The organism is Streptomyces sp. NPDC020192, assembly GCF_044388685.1.
GTDB lineage: Bacteria > Actinomycetota > Actinomycetes > Streptomycetales > Streptomycetaceae > Streptomyces.
Window position 1 is genome coordinate 198255 of sequence record NZ_JBIRXG010000011.1, and the last position, 19449, is coordinate 217703.

The window sequence follows — 19449 nt, forward strand, 5'->3', positions numbered from 1 at the left end:
CCTGCCGGACGGCTACGCTCGTGCTCTGTACGTCATTCGGGCGACCTGGGGAGGTAACGGGATGACGGAGGGACGGCCGCCGACGGCCGGCTCGGCTTCCCTGTGGGAGCGGGACGCGGAGATCGCCACTGTCGTGGACGCGCTCGACGTCCTGTGCGCCGACCGGACGTCCGCCGGCAGCCTGCTGGTCTTCCGCGGCGAGGCGGGACTCGGCAAGACCGCGCTGCTCACCGAGACGCGCCGCATCGCCGAAGCCCGTAACTGCACGGTCTGGTCCGCACGCGGGGCGGAGACCCTGAAGTCCGTTCCGTTCAACGTGGTACGGCAGCTGCTCCAGCCCGCGCTGCTGGCCCTGCTGCCCGAAGAGGCCCGCGAGTACCTCGGCGACTGGTACGACATCGCCGGCCCCGCCCTCGGCATAGCCGACCCGCAGGAGGGCAGCGCCGACCCGCAGTACGTCTGCGACGGACTCGTCGCCGCGGTGCGCCGGCTCGCCCGCCGGGAGTGGCCCCTCGTCCTGCTGATCGACGACGCGCACTGGGCCGACCAGGAGACCCTGCGCTGGCTCGCCGCCTTCGCCGAACGCCTGGACGACGTGTCCGTGCTGGTCGTGGTCGCCCGCCGCCCCGGCGAGGTCGGCGGAGACAGCGCTCGCCACCTCGACGCGGTGGCCGCCGCCGCGGGCCGCCCCGTCAACGACCTCAGCGCGCTCACCCCGGACGCCACCGCCGGACTCACCCGCGCTGCCCTCGGCCGGCATGCCGACGACGCGTTCTGCCGCGAGGTGTGGGCCGTCACCGGCGGCAACCTCTACTACACCGTCGAACTGCTCGCCAAGGTGCGGGACAGCGAACTCCCGCCGGTCGAGGGCCGTGCCGGAGAACTGCGCGCCCTCAACCGCTCCGCCCGCAGCGGCGGACTGGTCGACCGGCTCACGGACCTCGGCCTGGAGGCCACCCGGTTCGCCTGGGCCGCCGCCATCCTCGGCGCCCCCATCACCGTCGGCATGGTCGCCCGCCTCGCCACCATGAACGACGACCTCGCCCGGCACTGCGCCGAACTCCTCTGCAACGACCGCATCCTCACCAAGCCCGACCGGCCCGCCGGTGCCGAACGCGAGGACGGGGAGCTGGAGTTCGTCCACCCGTTGGTCGCCACGGCCGTCTACACCTCCATCCCGCCCGCCGTGTGCACCGCCATGCACGGTGTGGCCGCCCAGATCATCTCCGAGCTGGGCCGGGGCGCCGCCGAGGCGGCCCGGCACCTGCTGAAGGTGCACCCGGACGGCGACGAGGAACTCGTCGAGCAACTGCGCGAGGCCGCCCGCGAACACCTCGCCGTCGGCGCGCCCGACGCGGCCCGTACCTGCCTGGAACGCGCCCTGGCGGAGCCGCCGCTCCCCGAGGTCCAGGCGCACGTCCTGTTCGAACTGGGCTGCGCCACCCTGCTCACGGCACCCGCCGTCACCATCGAGCACCTCCAGCTCGCGCTCGCCATGCCCGGCCTGGGCGGCGAGCGACGGGTCGACGCGGTGGTCCGGCTCTCCCAGGCGCAGCTCCACAACGACCAACTGGAGGAGGCCGTCCGCACGGTCGAGGCCGAGGCGGCCCGGCACGAACCCGGCCCCGCCAAAATGCGGTTGCAGGCCGTGCAGTTCATGTGGGAGACCATCCACGGCGAGACCGTCTCCCCGGCCCGCTCCCGGCGCCTGGCCGAACTCGCGGGCACCCGCACCGGCCGCGACAACACCGAACGCGTCCTGCTCATCCTGCGCGCCTTCGATGCCATGACCCACGGCGAGAGCGCCGAGGAGGCCGTCGAGCTGTGCGACCGCGCCCTCGTCAACGGCCGCCTCGCGCCCGGTCTCGGCTGGACCAACCAGGAGTGGGGCATGGAGCTGCTGATGATGCTCGGCAACACCTATGCCTACACCGACCGGCTCGACCGCGCCGAGAGCCTCTTCGCCGAGGCGCTGCGCGCCTACACCTCCGCCGGCTGGCGCGGCGGCCATCTCTCGCTCGCCAACGCCTTCCTCGGTCTCGCCTACCGCAGACAGGGCCGCCTGCGCGACGCCGAGTCCACCCTGCGTGAGGCGCTGGTCCTCGCCGAACGTGTCGGCCGAAGGCTGCCGTTGTACTGGTCGGCCACCTGCGGACTGGTCGACACCCTGCTGGCCCGCGGCCGGGTCCAGGAGGCCTGGTCGGTCGCCGAGCAGTACGGCTTCGCACCGCCGTACCCGTCCACGATCGTGCTGCCCGACATCCGGTCCGTGCGGGGCCGGCTGTTGCTCGCCGTCGGCCGTGTCGAGGACGGCATCAACGAGCTGGAGGCCGCCGAGAAGACGGCCGCCTCGCGCGGCGGCCACAATCCCGTGCTCGCGTCCTGGTCGATCGACCTCGCCAAGGCCCTCGCCGCGCAGGACCCGCCGCGGGCCGCCCAGCTCGCGTCCGACGCCCGCCGGCAGGCCGAACGGTTCGGCACGGACACCGCGATCGGCGAGGCCCTGCGCTGTGCCGCCGCCCTGGAGACCGGCAGCCGCGCGGTCCAGCTCGCCGCGCAGGCCGTCACCTACCTGGAGGCCTCACCCTGCCAGTACGAACACGCGGCGGCCCGCGTCGAGTACGGCATCGCCGCCCGCTCCGTCACGGAACTCAACCGGGGCCTCGACCTCGCCCGGGAGTGCGGGGCGGAGGGTCTGGTGGCCCAGGCGCGGGAGGTGCTGGCGACGGGGCGGGGGCTGCGGTAGGCGGACGACGCTTTCAGCCCTCCGGCCCTTCGTCCATGCCCTCTTCCCCTTCCTCCTCCGCGAGTTCGGCGAGCACCCGCTGGGCCGCGGCGAACGCGGAGTTGGCGGCCGGTACGCCGCAGTAGACGGCGGTCTGGAGCAGCACCGCGCCGATCTCCTCCGGTGTCAGCCCGTTGCGCAGGGCCGCCCGGACGTGCATGGCCAGCTCGTCGTAGTGGCCGTGTGCGACCAGCGCGGTCAGGGTGATCATGCTGCGCTCGCGCCGCGACAGCGTGGGGTCGGTCCAGATCTCCCCCCAGGCATAGCGCGAGATGAAGTCCTGGAAGCGGGCGGTGAACGGGGTCTGCCGGGCCTGCGCCCGGTCCACGTGCGCGTCGCCCAGCACCTCCCGGCGCACCGCCATCCCGCGCGCCGGCGGCCCGTCGAGCTGGGTGCGCAGCGCGGCCAGTACGGCCCGCGGGCACTGCGCGGGCGCCAGATGGGAGGCCCCGGGCAGCTCCACCAGCGTCGAGCCGGGCACCGCGTCGGCGATCTCCCGCAGATGCCCGGGCGGCGTCGCGGGGTCCTCCCGGCCCGCCACGAGCAGGGTCGGTACGACGATCGCGCCGAGCCGGTCGCGCAGGTCGAACGCGGCGAGCGCGTCGCAGCAGGCGGCGTACGCCTCCGGGTCGGCCTCCCGGTGGTCCTGGACCAGCCGCGGCACGGTGAACCCGGGCGTGAACCAGCGCGCGTCGGCGCTCTCCACCAGCCACTCCAGACCCTCGCGCCGCACCCGTTCCGCACGCTCCTCCCACGCCGCGCTGCCGCCGAAGTGCGCGGAGGAGCACACCACCGCCAGCAAGTTCAGCCGGTCGGGGTGGTGCACGGCCAGGTGCAGGCCGACGGCGCCGCCGAGGGAGACACCCGCATAGGCGAAGCGGTCGATGCCGAGCGCGTCGGCGAGGTCCAGCACCAGCGCCGCGAGGTCGCCGACGGTCGCGCCCGGCCCGATCAGGTCCGCCGCCGAACCGCCGTGCCCGGGCAGGTCCCAGCGCACCACCCGGTGGCCGACGGACAGTTCGGGCGCCACCGCGTCCCACAGGGCGTACGAGGTGCCCAGCGACGGACCGAGCAGCAGCGGGGGAGCCGAAGCCGGGCCTTCCGTACGGTGGTTGAGGAGTTTCACGGTCAACGTCGCTCCAGAGCACGGTCGGTGAGGGCACCGGCGAAACCGGTGTACTGCGCGGGATCGGTGAGTTCGGTCAGGTCCAGGTCCGTCAACCCCGGTACTTCTGCGAGGAGTTCATCGAGCGTACGACTCTCGGTGTGGGTGCGGCGGGCGAGTTCGCCGAGCAGCTCCTTCGCCCGGGCTCGGCCGAGACGCGGTGCCAGTACGGCGGACAGCCGCTCGGAGACGATCAGACCCCGGGTGAGATCCAGGTTGCGGCGCATGGCCTCGGCGTTCACCCGCAGGCCCTCGGCGAGTTCGGCCGCGTCCCGGGCCGCGCCGCCGGTCAGCCGGAGCAGGTCGCGCAGCGGCTCCCATTCGGCGTGCCAGGCCCCGGCCGGCCGCTCGTCCCCGGCGGCGAGCGAGCCGTACAGCGTCGCCGCGAGCTGCGGGGCACGGCGCGCGGCGGCCGCGAGGAGGGTGGCGCGCACGGGGTTGGCCTTGTGCGGCATGGCCGATGAACCGCCGCCGCTGCCCTCGGCCACCTCGCCGATCTCCGTCCGCGACAGTGTCAGCACGTCCTCGCCCACCTTGCCCAGCGCGCCCACGGTGAAGGCCAGCGCGCCGGCCAGGTCGGCGACGGGGGTGCGCAGGGTGTGCCAGGGCAACGGCGGTGTGGCGAGCCCCAGTTCACGGGCGTACGCCTCGGTCGGTGCGGTCGCGTCCTGGGCGCCGTACGCCTGGAAGGCTGCCAACGTTCCGGCCGCGCCGCCCAGTTGGACCGGCAGCGTCCGCCGTGCGTGTGCGATGCGGTCACGGGCGTCCAGGACGAGCGAGCGCCAGCCGGCCGCCTTGAGGCCGAACGTGGTCGGTACCGCGTGCTGGGTGAGCGTGCGCCCCGGCATCGGGGTGTCCCGGTGCGCGGCGGCCAGGCGGGCCAGCGCGCGCTCGGTGCGGGCGAGGTCGGCAAGGACCGGCTCCAGCGTGCGTACGGCGACCAGCATGGCGGCGGTGTCCAGGATGTCCTGGCTGGTGGCGCCCCGGTGGACGTACGAGCCGTACGGCTCGCCCACCGCGGCGGTGAGGTCGGCGACGAGCGGGATGACCGGGTTGCCGCCGGCCCGGGCGCGCCCGGCGAGGGAGCGGATGTCGAAGCGCGCGGGGTCGGCCGCCCCGGTCACCGCGTCGGCGGCCTCGGCGGGCGCGAGGCCCAGCGCCACCTGGGCACGGGTGAGGGCCGCCTCGGCGTCGAGCAGGGCGCGCAGAAAGGCGGTGTCACTCGTGGCGTCCGCCGCCGGGGAACCGGCCCACCCGGGCGCGAGCAGGCCGGTGTCGCTCTCAACTGTCACTGGTACTCCAGGAAGACCGTCTCGCCTTCGCCCTGAAGGCGGATGTCGAAACGGTAGGTGCCCTGGCCCTCGTCCCCGGCGATCAGCGTGCCGCGCCGCTCGCCCACCTGGGTGAGCAGCGGGTCGGCGGCGAGCGCGGCCTCGTCGTCCGGCAGGTAGATCCGGGTGTACAGGTGCACGAGCAGGCCGCGGGCGAAGACGCACACGCTGAGGTACGGCGCGCTGTTCCCACGGGCGCCGGGCCGGAGCGTACGGGCGTACCAGTGGCCGTCGGCGTCCGTCTGGATCCGACCCCAGCCGGTGAACTCCACGCCGTTGCGGCCCAGATACCCGCCGGTGGCCGGATCGCGGCGGATGGAGCCGTCGACCCGCGGGACCGTGCCGTCGGGCCGCGGACCCCACAGCTCGACGAGCGCGTCCGGCAGCGGGTTACCCTCGCCGTCCGTGACGTACCCGTGGACGGTGATCGTGTCCGGGTGGCCGAGCGGTGCGATCTCCTCGCCGCCGCGGAACGGCAGCGCGTAGCCGTAGAAGGGGCCGACCGTGTGGGACGGGGTGGGCAGGACGTTCTCCGGGCTGCTCGTGTCGGTCGTCGTCATGGTGTGCGTCAGCGTCCTTCCTCGATCCAGGTGGCGGCCGGGCCGTCGAGCACGATGTCCCAGCGGTAGCCGAGCGAGAACTCCGGCACCGACAGGCCGTGGTCGTAGGCGGCGACCAGCCGCTGCCGGGCCGCGTCGTCCGTCACCGACTGCAGGATCGGGTCGTACGGGAAGAGCGGGTCGTTCGGGAAGTACATCTGCGTCACCAGCCGCTGGGTGAACGCCGTGCCGAACACCGAGAAGTGGATGTGGGCGGGGCGCCACGCGTTGACGTGGTTGCGCCACGGGTAGGGGCCCGGCTGGACGGTGGTGAAGTGGTAGCGACCCTCGGCGTCGGTGAGGGTGCGGCCGACGCCGGTGAAGTTCGGGTCGAGCGGCGCGTCGTGCTGCTCGCGCTGATGGGCGTAGCGTCCGGCCGAGTTGGCCTGCCAGATCTCGATCAGCTGGCCGCGCACCGGGTGCCCGGCGCGGTCCAGCAGCCGCCCGGAGACGGTGATCCGCTCGCCGACCGGCTCCCCGGTGTGCTGCCGGGTGAGGTCGTTGTCGATCCCGGTGATGTCGCGCTCCCCGAAGGCGGGGGAGTGCAGCTCCACCAGCTCCGGGTCCTTGCCGGTGTCGATGGCGACCAGGGGCTGCTTGGGGTGGCGCAGCACCGAGGAGCGGTACGGCGCGAAGTCCCGGCGCGGGTGGTGCTCGACGGGTCCGCCGTCGGCGACACGCTTCTCGTACGCGGCGTGTTCGGCCGCGATCTCCTGGTCGATGTCCTGCTGGGTGAGAGCCATGGGGATACCTGATGCTTCCTTACCGTTCGAGGACGAGGGCGAGGCCCTGGCCCACGCCGATGCAGAGGGTGGCCACACCGGTGCCGGAGCCGCGGCGAGCGAGCTGGTGGGCGACCGTGCCGGCGAGCCGGGCTCCGGAGGCGCCGAGCGGATGGCCGAGCGCGATGGCCCCGCCCTGCGGGTTGAGGACCGCCGGGTCGAACTCGGGCCACTCGGCGAGGCAGCCGAGCACCTGGGCGGCGAACGCCTCGTTCAGCTCGAGGACTGACAGCTCGTCAAATCCCTTGCTGCTCTTGGCGAGTGCCCGGTTGACGGCCTCGACCGGGGCGAGCCCGAAGTAGTGCGGGTCGATCGCGGACACGCCGGTCGCGCAGATCCGGGCGAGCGGCTCGCGGCCGGTGGCCTTCAGGCCCTCCTCGTCGGTCAGCAGGAGGGCGGCCGCACCGTCGTTCAGCGGGGATGCGTTGCCCGCCGTCACGGTCCCGCCATCGCTGCGGAAGGACGGCCTGAGCTTCGCCATCGCGGCGAGCGAGGCGTCCGGCCGTACGCACTCGTCGGCGGCGAAGACGACCGGCTCGCCCTTGCGCTGCGGAACCGGGACGGGTGCCAACTCGATGTCGAACAGGCCCTGTTCGTGGGCGGTGGCCGCCTTGCGGTGCGAGGCGAGGGCGAACTCGTCCTGCTGCTCGCGGCCGATCTTGTGCTTGTCGGCGATCAGCTCGGCGCTCTCGCCCAGTGGAATGGTCCACCGCGGGTCCATCCTCGGGTTGACCATGCGCCAGCCGAGCGTCGTGGAGTACAGCTCCGCGTGCCCGGCCGGGAAGGGCCGGTCGGACTTGGGCAGTACGTACGGCGCCCGGGTCATGGACTCCACACCGCCGGCGAGCGCGATGTGGGCGTCGCCGACAGCGATGGCGCGGGCCGCCTGGATCACCGCCTCCAGACCGGAGGCGCACAGCCGGTTGACGGTCACGCCCGGCACGGAGGTCGGCAGTCCGGCGAGCAGCGCGGCCATCCGGGCCACGTTGCGGTTCTCCTCGCCGGCGCCGTTGGCGTTGCCGAGGTAGACGTCCTCGATGCGGGCCGGGTCCAGGTCCGGGGTGCGGTCGATGAGGGCGCGGAGGGTGTGGGCGGCGAGGTCGTCCGGGCGGACGGAGGCCAGGGCGCCGTTGTAGCGGCCGATCGGGGTGCGGACGGCGTCGACGATGTAAACAGGGTTCACAGCACGTTCTCCCCGATCCGCATTTCCGCGTCGGTCCTGATGACGACGTCTTCGACCGAGACGCCCGGCGCGGTCTCCACGAGCACGAGCCCGTCTTCCGTGACGTCCAGTGCCGCCAGATCCGTGATGACTCGGTTCACACACGCCTTGCCCGTGAGCGGCAGCGTGCACTTCTCGAGGATCTTCGGGGAGCCGTCCTTCGCGGTGTGCGTCATCACCACGATCACCTGCCGGGCGCCGTGCACCAGGTCCATCGCGCCGCCGATCCCGGTGACCAGCTTGCCGGGCACGGCCCAGTTGGCCAGGTCGCCGCCGACGGACACCTGCATCGCACCGAGCACGGCCACGTCGATGTGCCCGCCGCGGATCATCGCGAAGGACAGCGCAGAGTCGAAGAACGAAGCGCCCGGCAGGACGGTGACGGTTTCCTTGCCGGCGTTGATCAGATCCGGGTCGACCTCGTCCTCGGCCGGATACGGCCCGGTGCCCAGGATCCCGTTCTCCGACTCCAGGATCACCTCGACCCCCGGCGGCAGATGGTTCGGGATCAGCGTCGGCAGGCCGATGCCGAGATTGACGTACTGCCCGTCCCGCAGCTCGCGTGCCGCCCGCGCGGCCATCTCCTCGCGTGTCCAGGCCATCAGCTGCTCACCGTCCGCTGCTCGATCCGCTTGTCCGCCGCCTGCTCCGGGGTCAGCGCCACGACCCGCTGTACGAAGACGCCCGGCAGATGTACGGCGTCCGGGGCGATCTCGCCGGGCTCCACCAGCTCCTCCACCTCGGCGATCGCGACCCTGCCGGCCATCGCGGCGAGGGGGTTGAAGTTCCGGGCGGACCTGTTGAACACGAGATTCCCGTGCCGGTCCCCCTTCGCGGCCCTGACCAGCGCGAAGTCGGTACGGATGGCCCGCTCCAGGACGTACTCCACGCCGTCGAACTCCCGCACCTCCTTCGGCGGCGAGGCGAGCGCTACGCCGCCCTGGCCGTCGTAGCGCCAGGGCAGCCCGCCCTCGGCGACCTGGGTGCCGACCCCGGCCGGGGTGTAGAAGGCGGGGATCCCGGCGCCGCCCGCGCGCAGCCGCTCGGCCAGCGTGCCCTGCGGGATCAACTCCAGCTCCAGCTCGCCGCCCAGGTACTGGCGGGCGAACTCCTTGTTGGCGCCGATGTAGGAGCCGGTCACCCGGGTGATCCGCCCCGCGGCCAGCAGCACCGCGAGCCCGGTCTCCATCGCCCCGCAGTTGTTGGAGACGACCGCGAGACCGCCGACTCCGCGCTCGTACAGCGCCTGGATCAGCACGTTCGGCACACCGCTCAGCCCGAACCCGCCGACCGCGAGGGACGCGCCGTCCGGCACATCGGCCACCGCCTCCAGGGCTGTGGCGACCACCTTGTCCATCCGTGAAGCCCCATCTCATCAATTAATCAGGGCACTGAGTATTTCAGCGAGGTGCTCCTCACGCTGCCACCGGAGCGGAAAACCGTCAAGACCCCTGTATGTAAGCACCGTGGTCGGAAGACAGGGAGGCTCAGCGCCGGTTATCGTTCAGTACACCGACTAATCGACCAGAGGAGCGCGCATGGCCGCCGTGGATCTCGGCACCCATCCCGGGCATCTGGCCCGGCGGCTCCAGCAGGCGCACTACCTGCTGTGGAACACCATGGTCTCCGAGGAGATCACCTCGCCGCAGTTCGCGGTCATGAACGCGCTCGTCGCCGAGCCCGGCCTCGACCAGCGGACCGTGGGGGAGCGGGTGGGCCTGGACCGGTCGACCATCGCCGAGGTCATCAGCCGGCTCGGCCGCCGGGGACTGCTGACCAAGGTGCGCGACCCGCAGGACGGCCGGCGCTTCCTGCTCCGCCTCACCGACGACGGCCTGCGCACCCACCGCAAGCTCACTGTGCGCACGGCCCGGATGAACCAGGTCTTCCTCGCGCCCCTGTCGCCCGAGGAGCAGACGGTCTTCTTCGACCTGATCCGGCGGGTGGCGGACGCGGCGGAGGGCCTGCGCAATCCGGCCGAGCCGGCGGCCGCGCGGGGCTGAGCCTGCCTCTCCGCGCGGTTCTCACGGCGTAGGGCTCACGGCCGTACGGGGCTCATGGCCGTACGGGGCTCATGGCGCCGGGTGCACGCCACCCGTACCTGACCGGGGGCTACCCCAGAATCTCCGCCAAGTCGTACCGCACCGGCTCCTCCAGCTGGGCGTAGGTGCAGCTCTCCGGTGTGCGGTCCGGGCGCCAGCGGCGGAAGCGGGCCGTGTGCCGGAAGCGCTTCCCGTTCTCCATGTGGTCGTAGGCCACCTCGGCGACCCGCTCCGGCCGCAGTGGCACCCAGGACAGGTCCTTCCTGCCCGACCAGCGGCTCGGCGCGCCCGGCAGCCGGGCCGTCTCATGGGCGGCCTCGTCCGACCAGGCCGCCCACGGATGCCCGGCCACGTCGTCCATGCGCAGCGGCTCCAGCTCCTCGACGAGTTCGGCGCGCTTGCGCATGGGGAAGGCGGCCGACACGCCCACGTGCTGGAGCCTGCCGTGGTCGTCGTACAGCCCGAGCAGCAGTGAGCCGACCACCGGGCCGCTCTTGTGGAAGCGGTACCCGGCCACGACGACGTCGGCCGTCCGCTCGTGCTTGATCTTGAACATGGCCCGCTCGTCCGGCAGATAGCGCAGGGTGAGCGGCTTGGCGACGACCCCGTCCAGGCCGGCACCCTCGTACTGCTCGAACCACCGCTCGGCCACCTCGAGATCCGTCGTCGCGGGCGCCAGATGCACCGGCGGGGTCGACGCGGCGAGCGCCCGGTCCAGCAGGGCGCGGCGGTCGGTCAGCGGCACGTCCATCAGCGACTCGTCGTCCAGCGCGAGCAGGTCGAAGGCGACGAAGGAGGACGGGGTCCGCTCGGCCAGCATCCGCACCCGGGAGTCCGCCGGGTGGATCCGCTCGGTCAGCGCGTCGAAGTCCAGCCGCCCGTTCCGCGCGATCACGATCTCCCCGTCGAGCACGCACCGCTGCGGCACCCGCTCCCGCAGCGCCACCACCAGCTCGGGAAAGTACCTGGTCAGCGGCTTTCCGGTACGGCTGCCCAGCTCGACGTCGGACCCGTCGCGGAACACGATCGCCCGGAACCCGTCCCATTTCGCCTCGTAGTGCATACCGGGCGGGATCGTCGCCACCGACTTGGCGAGCATGGGCTTCACGGGTGGCATCACCGGCAGATCCATGCCTTGATTCTGCTCGCAAACGTACTCTTGCGCCCGGTATGCGCACTGTGCGGGGTGCGCCTACCGTGGCCGCATGGGTGCTGCGGTGGAACTGGAGGTGGCCGGCCGGATCGTACGGCTGTCCAGCCCGGACAAGGTCTTCTTCCCCGAGCGTGGTTTCACCAAGCTGGATCTCGCCCGGTACTACGTCTCCGTCGGCCCCGGCATCCTGCGCGCCCTGCGCAACCGGCCCACCACCCTCCAGCGCTACCCGGACGGCGTCGACGGCGAGTGGTTCTACCAGAAGCGCGCGCCCAAGGGCATGCCCGACTGGATCCCGACCGCCCACATCACCTTCCCCAGCGGCCGCAGCGCCGACGAGATGTGCCCCACCGAGGAGGCTGCCGTGGTGTGGGCCGCCCAGTACGGCACGCTCACCTTCCACCCCTGGCCGGTGCGCCGCACCCATGTCGACCACCCCGACGAACTGCGCATCGACCTCGACCCGCAGCCCGGCACCGACTACGCGGACGCCGTCCGCGCCGCCCACGAACTGCGCGCCGTCCTCGACGAGTTCGGCGGACTGCGCGGCTGGCCGAAGACCTCCGGCGGCCGTGGTCTGCATGTCTTCGTCCCGATCGAACCGCGCTGGACCTTCACCCAGGTGCGCCGCGCGGCCATCGCGGTCGGCCGGGAGATGGAACGCCGGATGCCGGAGCAGGTGACGATCAAGTGGTGGAAGGAGGAACGGGGCAGCCGTATCTTCCTGGACTACAACCAGACGGCCCGGGACCGCACCATCGCCTCCGCCTACTCCGTACGACCCCGCCCGCACGCCCCCGTCTCCGCGCCGCTGCGCTGGGAGGAGGTCGGCACGGCCCACCCCCGCGACTTCGACCTCGCCACCATGCCGGCCCGCTTCGCCCGACTCGGCGACGTGCACGCCGACATGGACGACCACGCCTACTCCCTGGACGCCCTCCTGGAACTGGCCCGCCGCGACGAACACGACCACGGCCTGGGCGATCTGCCGTACCCCCCGGAGTATCCGAAGATGCCCGGCGAACCCACACGGGTCCAGCCGAGCCGGGCCCGGCGGGAGGGGACGTCCTGAGAGGAGGGGAACTCCTCGCGGGCCGGGGTGGGCGATCATGCGGACATGACCCGTGTCCTGACCCGAAGCGACCTCGAGGCCGTGCTGGAACCGGCGGCCTGTCTCGCCGCGCTGCGCGACGGCTTCCGTACGGCCGGTACGACGGCGACGGCCGTACCCGGCCGGCGGATCCGCACCGACCTGCCGTTCCCCGGCACCGCCACCGCGCTCATCCCCGGCCTGCTGCCGGGCGTCGACGCCTACACGGTGAAGGTGAACGCCAAGTTCCCCGCGGCCCGGCCCGCGTTGCGCGGGGTGATCTGTCTGCACAGCGGTGCGGACGGGGAGTTGCTCGCGCTGCTGGACTCGGCGACCGTCACGGCCTGGCGGACCGGGCTGGCCGCCGCCCTCGGGACCGCGCTGCTGGCCCCGGCCGCCTACGACGTCCTCGGCGTGATCGGAGCGGGTGCCCAGGCCGAGTTGACGCTGCGCGGCCTGACGGGCGAGCACCGGACCCGGCGGCTCGTCGTGCACGACACGGACGCCGAGCGCGCCGCCGCGTTCGCCGCCCGGCACGGCGGCCGGGTGCTGGACTCCGCCGGCGCGGTGGCCGGGGCGGCCGACACCGTCCTGCTCGCGACCTGGTCCCGGACACCGCTGCTCGCCCTCGGCGACACCCGCGCCGGCCAGCACTTCACCAGCCTCGGCACCGACGAGCCCGGCAAGCGGGAACTCGCCCCCGATCTGCTGGACGCCGCGCTGCTCGTCGTGGACGACGAGGAACTCGCCGTCAGCATGGGCGCGTTGGCGGCTCCCGGGCTCGCCCGGACCACCGCCGACGCCACCCTCACCGACGTCTTGCGCGGCACCCGCCCCGGGCGCACCTCGGCCGGGCAGCGCACGGTGTACGCCCCGGTCGGGCTGCCCTGGCAGGACCTCGCCCTCACCTGGCTCGCCTGGCGGGAGGCCGAGCGCCGGGGTGTGGGAGCGACGATCGACCTGCTGGGCTGAACCACGGCCCACGCGGGAGGGCGATCCCGCCTGGCCGAGCCGCTGTTTGCGGCTCCGGCGGCGGTGTCACCTCGCGGTTATCCTGACCGGCAGCAGCCGATGAGGAGTCCCGAAGTGACCGAGGCAGTGTCGCGCCCCACGCTGGAGGCCGTCGCCGCGCGGGCCGGTGTGTCCCGGGCCACCGTGTCGCGGGTGGTCAACGGCGGGGACGGGGTACGCGAGCCGCTGGCCGAGCGGGTCCGGCAGGCCGTGGCGGAACTGGGCTACGTCCCCAACCGGGCGGCGCGCAGCCTCGTGACCCGGCGGCACGACGCCGTCGCGGTCGTCATCGCCGAGCCCGAAACCAGGGTCTTCGCCGACCCCTTCTTCGCCCTCCAACTGCGCGGCATCAGCAAGGAGCTGACCGCCCACGACAACCAGCTGGTGCTGCTGCTCACCGAGGGCCGTGACGATCACGCGCGCGTGGCCCGGTATCTCGCCGGCGGGCACGTCGACGGCGCACTCGTCTTCTCGCTGCACCTCGACGACCCGCTGCCCGGCCTCATCCACGCCGCCGGCGTGCCGACCGTCTTCGGCGGGCGGCCCGGCTGGGGCGACGACACCCGCGCGGGCGAGAACCCGGGCGTGGTGTACGTCGACAGCGACAACCGGGGCGGGGCCCGCGCGGCCGTACGCCATCTCGTGGACCTCGGCCGCCGGCGCGTCGCGCATCTCACCGGCGCCCTGGACCAGACCTCGGCCGTGGACCGGCTCGACGGGTACCGGGACGTCATGGGCGACGCGCCCGGCGGGAGCGATCCCCGGCTGGTCGTGGAGAGCGACTTCACGCCGGCCGGCGGCGAACGCGCGATGCGTGAACTCCTCGACCGCTGCCCGGACGTGGACGCCGTGTTCGCCGCGAACGACCTCACCGCGCTCGGCGCCCTGCGCGTGCTGCGCGCGACCGGGCGGCGGGTGCCCGAGGACGTGGCCGTGATCGGCTTCGACGACATGCTGCCCGTCGCCTTGGAGGCCGACCCGCCGCTGACGACGGTCCGTCAGGAGACCGAGGCAATGGGGCGTCTGATGGCCCGACTGCTGCTGCGCGGCCTGTCCGGCGGCCGCGACCGTGCCGGAGCGCCGGCGGACCCGCCGCCCGCCGACGGCTCCGGCGGCGTGATCCTCCCGACGACCCTGATCCGCCGCGCCTCCGCGTAGCCACGGGCCGGCCCCGACCCGGCTCAGCCCTGCTGTGACGCGCTCCGGATCACCGCGAAGTGCGCGCCGTACGGGTCGGTGAGCTGGGCCATGCGGCCGACGCCCTCCAGGGTCGTGGCCGGCATGCGTACCGTGCCGCCGAGCCGCCCCGCCCTGTCGACCGTGGCGTCCGTGTCCGCCACCTCGAAGTACGGCAGCCAGTGGGGGCCGCGCCCCGCGTCGCCGAGGGCCTCGGACAGGGGCATGATGCCGCCGAACATCGCGTCCTCACCGGCATCGGCCGGATTGACGCAGGTGTACACCCCACCCGGGAACGGCACCGAGGACGTCTCCAGGCCGAGCACCTTGTGGTAGAAGGCGGCGCCCGCCGCGACGTCCGGTGTGTACAGCTCGACCCAGCACAGCGAACCCGGCTCGTTCGCCACGTCCACGCCCTTGGTCCGTCCGGGCTGCCAGATCCCGAACGGTGTGCCCGCCTGGTCGGCGAGGATCGCCAGGTGTCCCTGGCCCATCACGTCCATCGGCTGGACCAGCACGCTGCCGTGGGCCTGCTCCGCCGCCTTGGCCGTGGCCTCGGCGTCCGCGCTCTGGAAGTACACCGTCCAGGCCGGCGGGCCCTGCTCGGGGCCGCCCTGCACGCCGCCCGCCACGGTCTTTCCGCCCAGCTGGAAGAAGCCGTAGCCGCCGGCGTCCGGTCCCGCCGACTGGAACTCCCAGCCGAACAGACCGCCGTAGAAGGATCGGGCGCCGTCGATGTCGGACGTGGTGACATCGATCCAGTTCGGAGCGCCGTTGACGAAACGGGTGGTGAGCATCTTCGCCCTCCTCGAAAGGGTCCCGTCCTCTGCACTGCCGAGTCTTCCACCCCCCACTGACAATCGCCGCCGGAGCACCGCCACGCGCGCACCCCGCACACGTCCCGCGCGCCGCCGTGCACCGGGCCGGGCCGGGGGAGGATGATCGGAGCGGCCGGAGCCTTGACGGAGGCGTTGAACAGGCGTTGATCGAACGTTTTTCGCCGCGCGGCACGATCCTGGCCATGCACTTCGACACGATCACCCCGGCCGACGACACCTGGCAGGCACAGGCCCTGTGCGCCCAGACCGGGCCGGACTTCTTCTTCCCGGAGCCGGGCAGCTCGGTGCGCGAGGCGAAGCGCATCTGCGCCATGTGCGAGCTGCGCCCGGCCTGCCTGGACTACGCCCTGGCCAACGACGAGCGCTTCGGCGTCTGGGGCGGGCTCTCCGAGAAGGAACGCCTCGCCCTGCGCCGCACCTCGCATTGACCGCCGGCAGGCCCCGCCCGGGGTCAGCGCCCGGCCCGCGCCGCCATCCGGGCCTTGCGCGCGGCCAGCTTCTCGTCGAACTTCAGGGCCTCCGCGTCCAGTCCGCCCATGAACAGGCCGAGTTCCTCCTGCGCCTGCCGGCCCTCGGGGCCGAGGCCGTCGATGTCCAGGACCTTCAGGAAGCGCAGCACGGGCTGCAGGACGTCGTCGTGGTGGATGCGCAGGTTGTAGACCTCGCCGATGGCCATCTGCGCGGCGGCCCGCTCGAAGCCGGGAATGCCGTGACCGGGCATCCGGAAGTTCACCACGACGTCCCGGACCGCCTGCATCGTCAGGTCGGGTGCGAGCTCGAACGCGGCCTTCAGCAGGTTGCGGTAGAAGACCATGTGCAGGTTCTCGTCGGTCGCGATGCGGGCCAGCATGCGGTCGCAGACCGGGTCGCCGGACTGGTGCCCGGTGTTGCGGTGCGAGATCCGGGTGGCCAGCTCCTGGAAGGCGACGTAGGCGATCGAGTGCAGCATCGAGTGCCCGTTGTCGGACTCGAAGCCCTCGCTCATGTGCGACATGCGGAACTGCTCGAGCTTGTCGGGGTCCACCGCGCGCGAGGTGAGCAGATAGTCGCGCATCACGATGCCGTGCCGGCCCTCCTCGGCCGTCCAGCGGTGCACCCAGGTGCCCCAGGCGCCGTCGCGGCCGAAGAGCGTGGCGATCTCGTGGTGGTAGCTCGGCAGGTTGTCCTCGGTGAGCAGGTTGACCACGAGGGCGATCCGGCCGATCTCGGTCACCTTGGACTGGTCCTTGTCCCAGGCCTCGCCGTCCTCGAACAGGCCGGGGAAGTTACGGCCGTCGCTCCAGGGCACGTACTCGTGCGGCATCCAGTCCTTGGCGACCTTCAGATGCCGGTTCAGTTCCGTCTCGACCACTTCCTCCAGCGCGTACAGCAGCCGCGCGTCGGTCCAGGCGGACGGGCTGCCGAGATGAGGGGAGGTGATCGTCACAGGAACTCCAGGGGACGCCGAGCAAGAGAAGCGAGAAGGGGATGGTCCGGCGAGCGGCGCCGGAAACCTACGAGATCGTAGGCTACGAATCCGTAGGTTACGAAGCCGTAGGTTAAGTTCGCTGTAAAGATCGCTGATCAGCACCCCCTGGCACGGGTTTCCGACGCGCCCGGTACTTCACCCCGATCAGGCGTACAGCTCCCGCAGGCGCACCGAGAGGCAGGTCACACAGCCCTCGAGCTTCTCGAACTCGCTGATGTCGACCGTGACGACCTCGTGGCCGAGATCGGTCAGGAGCTCCGCCGTCTTCGGGGCGCTCGCCGCCATCAGCAGCTTGTGGCCGCCGAGCAGCACCACGTGCGAGCCGGACTCCTCGGGCACCGACAGGAAGCCCGGGAACAGCGAGGGCCGGTCCAGCTTCGGGATGTGCCCGATCACCGTGCCGTCGGGCAGCGCGGTCACCGCCGACTTCAGGTGCAGCACCCGGCTCACCGGGACGGGCACCACGCGGGCGCCCAGCGGCTCGAAGGCGGCCCGCACCTGCTGCACACCGGCCGCGTTGGTGCGTCCGCCCCGGCCGACGTAGACGGTGTCGCCGACCTTCAGGACGTCGCCGCCGTCCAGCGTGCCCGGCTCCCATATCCAGTTCACCGAGCAGCCGAGGCGGGCCACCGCCTCCTCGACCCCGACGGTCTCCATGCGCCGGGACTCGGCGCCGGGCCGGGTGATCAACGCCACGTTCTTGTACATGACGACGGTGTCCTCGACGAACACCGAGTCCGGGCAGTCGTCCTCCGGGTCGACCTCGATCGTCTCCCAGCCCGCCGTGCGCAGCGCCTCGACGTAGGCGTCCCATTGCTCCATGGCGAGCCCCACGTCGACCTTCTCCCGCTCGACGTGCGTCACCAGGCCTTCGGCGAGGCGGGGGCTGGGGCGGCGGACGAGGGCCTTCTTGCTGGGCACGAGGGACCTTTCGAATCGGCGGTGCGGGTGCCGGCGCCGGTGAATTCGGCGCCGGTCCGCCATCATGCAGTCCGCTCCCGCCAGGGCAAAACCCCCGGTGTCAGGCTGTGCCCCTCCTGATACGTCGGGGCCGGACCCATGCCACCGGCGCTAGGCGGGATACCCGGCGTCTTCCGGCGTGATCTCCTTCAGTTCTCCCTCCTCCATCAGCAGCCAGCGGGTGATGCCGATCGACTCGAGGAACGGCATGTCGTGGCTGGCCACGAGCAGTGCGCCCTCGTACGACTCCAGGGCCGAGGTCAGCTGCCGGACGCTCGCCATGTCGAGGTTGTTGGTCGGCTCGTCGAGGAGCAGCAGCTGGGGTGCCGGTTCGGCGAGCATCAGCGCGGCCAGCGCCGCCCGGAACCGCTCGCCGCCGGACAGGGTGGCCGCCTTCTGGTCGGCCCGCGCGCCCCGGAACAGGAAGCGGGCGAGGCGTGCCCGGACCCGGTTGTTGGTGGCGCCCGGCGCGAACCGGGCCACGTTCTCGGCGACCGTCAGCTCGTCGTCGAGCACGTCCAGGCGCTGGGGCAGGAAACGCAGCGGCACGTGCGCGTGTGCCCAGCCTGCCACCGGCGCCAGTTCCCCGGCGACGGTCCGCAGCAGCGTCGTCTTTCCGGCGCCGTTGCGCCCGATGACCGCGATCCGCTCCGGGCCGCGCAGATCGAGGATCCCCTCGACACGCGCCCCGTAGGCCAGCCCCAGGTTCTCCAGGGTGAGCACCTGCCGGCCCGGCGGCACGGCCGTGTACGGCAGGTCGACGCGGATCTCGTCGTCGTCCCGTACGGCCTCCACCGCCTCGTCCAGCCGTTCCCTGGCCTCGGCGAGCTTCTCCTCGTGCATGACGCGGTGCTTGCCCGCGGAGACCTGGGCCGCGCGTTTCCTGAGCTTCATCACGACCCTGGGCTCGCGCTTGCTCTCGTACATCTTGTTGCCGTAGCGCACCCGCTTCGCCAACTTCGTGTGCGCTTCGACCAGTTCGCGCTTCTGCTTCTTCAGATCCGCCTCGGCCACGCGCACCATCCGTTCGGCGGCCTCCTGCTCGACGCTGAGCGCCTCCTCGTAGGCCGAGAAGTTGCCGCCGTACCAGGTGACCTCCCCGGAGCGCAGCTCCGCGATCTGGTCGACCAGGTCGAGCAGTTCCCGGTCGTGGCTGACCACGATCAGGACGCCGGGCCACGCGGCGACGGCCTGGTAGAGCCGTCGGCGCGCGTACAGGTCGAGGTTGTTGGTGGGTTCGTCGAGCAGCAGCACGTCGGGGCGGCGCAGCAGCAGCGCGGCCAGCCGGAGCAGCACCGACTCGCCGCCGGAGACCTCGCCGACGGTGCGGTCCAGGCCGATGTGGCCGAGACCGAGTTCGCCGAGCGTGACCAGGGCGCGCTCCTCGACGTCCCAGTCGTCGCCGACCGTCTCGAAGTGCTCCTCGGCGACGTCGCCCGCCTCGATGGCGTGCAGCGCGGCCCGTTTCCCGGCGATGTCGAGGGCCTGGTCGACGCGGAGCGCGGTGTCGAGGGTGACGTTCTGCGGGAGGTGGCCGACCTCGCCGGCCACCTTGACGGTGCCGTCCGCCGGGGTCAGTTCTCCGGCCAGCAGCTTCAACAGGGTCGACTTTCCTGATCCGTTGACGCCGATGAGCCCGGTGCGGCCGGGGCCGAACGCGATGTCGAGGCCGTCGAGGACGGTGGTGCCGTCGGGCCAGGCGAAGGACAGGGACGTACAGGTGAGGGAAGATGACATGAAGGCCTCGCGATGAAGGTGCGTGCGGTCGGGTGGGCGCATGTCGAGACACCGCGAGGCGGGAACCGAAAGGTCTGTGGGCACGAGGA

The 19449-nt window shown here is 72.5% G+C and carries 18 protein-coding genes; 6 read left to right on the forward strand and 12 right to left on the reverse strand.

Annotated elements, in window-relative coordinates; genetic code table 11:
- The first annotated feature begins 61 nt into the window (after positions 1 to 61).
- Positions 62 to 2746, forward strand: a complete 2685-nt coding sequence (locus ACH47Z_RS22300; protein WP_399076204.1) for an AAA family ATPase — start codon at positions 62 to 64, stop codon at positions 2744 to 2746.
- Between the two features lie 13 nt (positions 2747 to 2759).
- On the opposite strand, the gene pcaD is transcribed toward ACH47Z_RS22300, so the two are convergent.
- Genes pcaD through ACH47Z_RS22335 form a run of 7 tightly spaced genes read right to left on the reverse strand, consistent with a single transcriptional unit; the run spans position 2760 to position 9241 of the window.
- Positions 2760 to 3917, reverse strand: a complete 1158-nt coding sequence (gene pcaD, locus ACH47Z_RS22305; protein ID WP_399076206.1) for a 3-oxoadipate enol-lactonase — start codon at positions 3915 to 3917, stop codon at positions 2760 to 2762.
- On the reverse strand, positions 3914 to 5242 hold the full coding sequence (gene pcaB, locus ACH47Z_RS22310; RefSeq protein WP_399076208.1) for a 3-carboxy-cis,cis-muconate cycloisomerase: 1329 nt from the start codon (positions 5240 to 5242) through the stop codon (positions 3914 to 3916). The genes pcaD and pcaB overlap by 4 nt, the downstream gene beginning before the upstream one ends.
- Positions 5239 to 5841, reverse strand: coding sequence for a protocatechuate 3,4-dioxygenase subunit alpha (gene pcaG / locus ACH47Z_RS22315; protein ID WP_399076210.1), 603 nt, complete (start codon positions 5839 to 5841; stop codon positions 5239 to 5241). The genes pcaB and pcaG overlap by 4 nt, the downstream gene beginning before the upstream one ends.
- An 8-nt stretch (positions 5842 to 5849) precedes the next feature.
- Positions 5850 to 6623 (reverse strand): protocatechuate 3,4-dioxygenase subunit beta, encoded by a 774-nt coding sequence (gene pcaH / locus ACH47Z_RS22320; protein ID WP_399076212.1) that lies wholly within the window; start codon positions 6621 to 6623, stop codon positions 5850 to 5852.
- A gap of 19 nt (positions 6624 to 6642) precedes the next feature.
- Positions 6643 to 7845 carry a thiolase family protein gene (locus ACH47Z_RS22325; protein ID WP_399076214.1) on the reverse strand — a complete coding sequence of 401 codons (1203 nt, stop codon included), beginning with the start codon at positions 7843 to 7845 and terminating at the stop codon, positions 6643 to 6645.
- On the reverse strand, positions 7842 to 8486 hold the full coding sequence (locus tag ACH47Z_RS22330; RefSeq protein ID WP_399076216.1) for a CoA transferase subunit B: 645 nt from the start codon (positions 8484 to 8486) through the stop codon (positions 7842 to 7844). Before ACH47Z_RS22330 ends, ACH47Z_RS22325 begins: the two co-directional genes overlap by 4 nt.
- Positions 8486 to 9241, reverse strand: a complete 756-nt coding sequence (locus tag ACH47Z_RS22335) for a CoA transferase subunit A (RefSeq protein WP_399076218.1) — start codon at positions 9239 to 9241, stop codon at positions 8486 to 8488. Before ACH47Z_RS22335 ends, ACH47Z_RS22330 begins: the two co-directional genes overlap by 1 nt.
- Positions 9242 to 9422: 181 nt before the next feature.
- On the opposite strand from ACH47Z_RS22335, the gene ACH47Z_RS22340 reads away from it, so the two are divergent.
- Positions 9423 to 9887 (forward strand): MarR family winged helix-turn-helix transcriptional regulator, encoded by a 465-nt coding sequence (locus ACH47Z_RS22340; protein WP_399076220.1) that lies wholly within the window; start codon positions 9423 to 9425, stop codon positions 9885 to 9887.
- Positions 9888 to 9996: 109 nt separating this feature from the next.
- Here the strand turns inward: ACH47Z_RS22340 and ACH47Z_RS22345 are convergent, their stop codons facing one another.
- Positions 9997 to 11058 carry an ATP-dependent DNA ligase gene (locus ACH47Z_RS22345; RefSeq protein ID WP_399076222.1) on the reverse strand — a complete coding sequence of 354 codons (1062 nt, stop codon included), beginning with the start codon at positions 11056 to 11058 and terminating at the stop codon, positions 9997 to 9999.
- 73 nt (positions 11059 to 11131) lie between these two features.
- On the opposite strand from ACH47Z_RS22345, the gene ligD reads away from it, so the two are divergent.
- The 3 genes from ligD (at position 11132) to ACH47Z_RS22360 (ending at position 14338) form a co-directional block, all read left to right on the forward strand.
- Positions 11132 to 12151: a non-homologous end-joining DNA ligase gene (ligD, locus tag ACH47Z_RS22350; protein WP_399076224.1), complete on the forward strand. Its 1020-nt coding sequence runs from the start codon at positions 11132 to 11134 to the stop codon at positions 12149 to 12151.
- A gap of 45 nt (positions 12152 to 12196) precedes the next feature.
- On the forward strand, positions 12197 to 13141 hold the full coding sequence (locus ACH47Z_RS22355) for an ornithine cyclodeaminase family protein (protein WP_399076226.1): 945 nt from the start codon (positions 12197 to 12199) through the stop codon (positions 13139 to 13141).
- A 114-nt stretch (positions 13142 to 13255) separates the two neighbouring features.
- On the forward strand, positions 13256 to 14338 hold the full coding sequence (locus ACH47Z_RS22360; RefSeq protein WP_399076228.1) for a LacI family DNA-binding transcriptional regulator: 1083 nt from the start codon (positions 13256 to 13258) through the stop codon (positions 14336 to 14338).
- 23 nt (positions 14339 to 14361) lie between these two features.
- Here ACH47Z_RS22360 and ACH47Z_RS22365 read toward each other — a convergent pair whose 3' ends face one another.
- Positions 14362 to 15153: a VOC family protein gene (locus ACH47Z_RS22365; RefSeq protein WP_399076230.1), complete on the reverse strand. Its 792-nt coding sequence runs from the start codon at positions 15151 to 15153 to the stop codon at positions 14362 to 14364.
- A 224-nt stretch (positions 15154 to 15377) separates the two neighbouring features.
- Here ACH47Z_RS22365 and ACH47Z_RS22370 point away from each other — a divergent pair, with 224 nt between their 5' ends.
- A complete protein-coding gene (locus ACH47Z_RS22370) occupies positions 15378 to 15623 on the forward strand; it encodes a WhiB family transcriptional regulator (protein WP_225095216.1) in 246 nt (81 codons plus the stop codon).
- Between the two features lie 23 nt (positions 15624 to 15646).
- Here ACH47Z_RS22370 and ACH47Z_RS22375 read toward each other — a convergent pair whose 3' ends face one another.
- From ACH47Z_RS22375 to ACH47Z_RS22385, 3 genes are all read right to left on the reverse strand, one after another.
- Positions 15647 to 16621 carry an acyl-ACP desaturase gene (locus ACH47Z_RS22375; protein ID WP_399076232.1) on the reverse strand — a complete coding sequence of 325 codons (975 nt, stop codon included), beginning with the start codon at positions 16619 to 16621 and terminating at the stop codon, positions 15647 to 15649.
- A gap of 186 nt (positions 16622 to 16807) precedes the next feature.
- Positions 16808 to 17584, reverse strand: coding sequence for a dimethylargininase (gene ddaH, locus ACH47Z_RS22380; RefSeq protein WP_399076234.1), 777 nt, complete (start codon positions 17582 to 17584; stop codon positions 16808 to 16810).
- Between the two features lie 150 nt (positions 17585 to 17734).
- Positions 17735 to 19360 (reverse strand): ABC-F family ATP-binding cassette domain-containing protein, encoded by a 1626-nt coding sequence (locus tag ACH47Z_RS22385; protein WP_399076236.1) that lies wholly within the window; start codon positions 19358 to 19360, stop codon positions 17735 to 17737.
- Between the last annotated feature and the right edge of the window lie 89 nt (positions 19361 to 19449).

Bases quoted from the DNA above. Each gene is read 5' to 3' on its own strand.
- ACH47Z_RS22345 (WP_399076222.1), bottom strand. From the start codon at position 11,058: ATGGATCTGCCGGTGATGCCACCCGTGAAGCCCATGCTCGCCAAGTCG.
- ligD (WP_399076224.1), top strand. From the start codon at position 11,132: ATGGGTGCTGCGGTGGAACTGGAGGTGGCCGGCCGGATCGTACGGCTG.
- pcaG (WP_399076210.1), bottom strand. From the start codon at position 5,841: ATGACGACGACCGACACGAGCAGCCCGGAGAACGTCCTGCCCACCCCG.
- ACH47Z_RS22340 (WP_399076220.1), top strand. From the start codon at position 9,423: ATGGCCGCCGTGGATCTCGGCACCCATCCCGGGCATCTGGCCCGGCGG.
- ACH47Z_RS22385 (WP_399076236.1), bottom strand. From the start codon at position 19,360: ATGTCATCTTCCCTCACCTGTACGTCCCTGTCCTTCGCCTGGCCCGAC.
- ACH47Z_RS22355 (WP_399076226.1), top strand. From the start codon at position 12,197: ATGACCCGTGTCCTGACCCGAAGCGACCTCGAGGCCGTGCTGGAACCG.
- pcaH (WP_399076212.1), bottom strand. From the start codon at position 6,623: ATGGCTCTCACCCAGCAGGACATCGACCAGGAGATCGCGGCCGAACAC.
- ACH47Z_RS22330 (WP_399076216.1), bottom strand. From the start codon at position 8,486: ATGGCCTGGACACGCGAGGAGATGGCCGCGCGGGCGGCACGCGAGCTG.
- ACH47Z_RS22300 (WP_399076204.1), top strand. From the start codon at position 62: ATGACGGAGGGACGGCCGCCGACGGCCGGCTCGGCTTCCCTGTGGGAG.
- ACH47Z_RS22335 (WP_399076218.1), bottom strand. From the start codon at position 9,241: ATGGACAAGGTGGTCGCCACAGCCCTGGAGGCGGTGGCCGATGTGCCG.
- ACH47Z_RS22365 (WP_399076230.1), bottom strand. From the start codon at position 15,153: ATGCTCACCACCCGTTTCGTCAACGGCGCTCCGAACTGGATCGATGTC.
- ACH47Z_RS22370 (WP_225095216.1), top strand. From the start codon at position 15,378: ATGCACTTCGACACGATCACCCCGGCCGACGACACCTGGCAGGCACAG.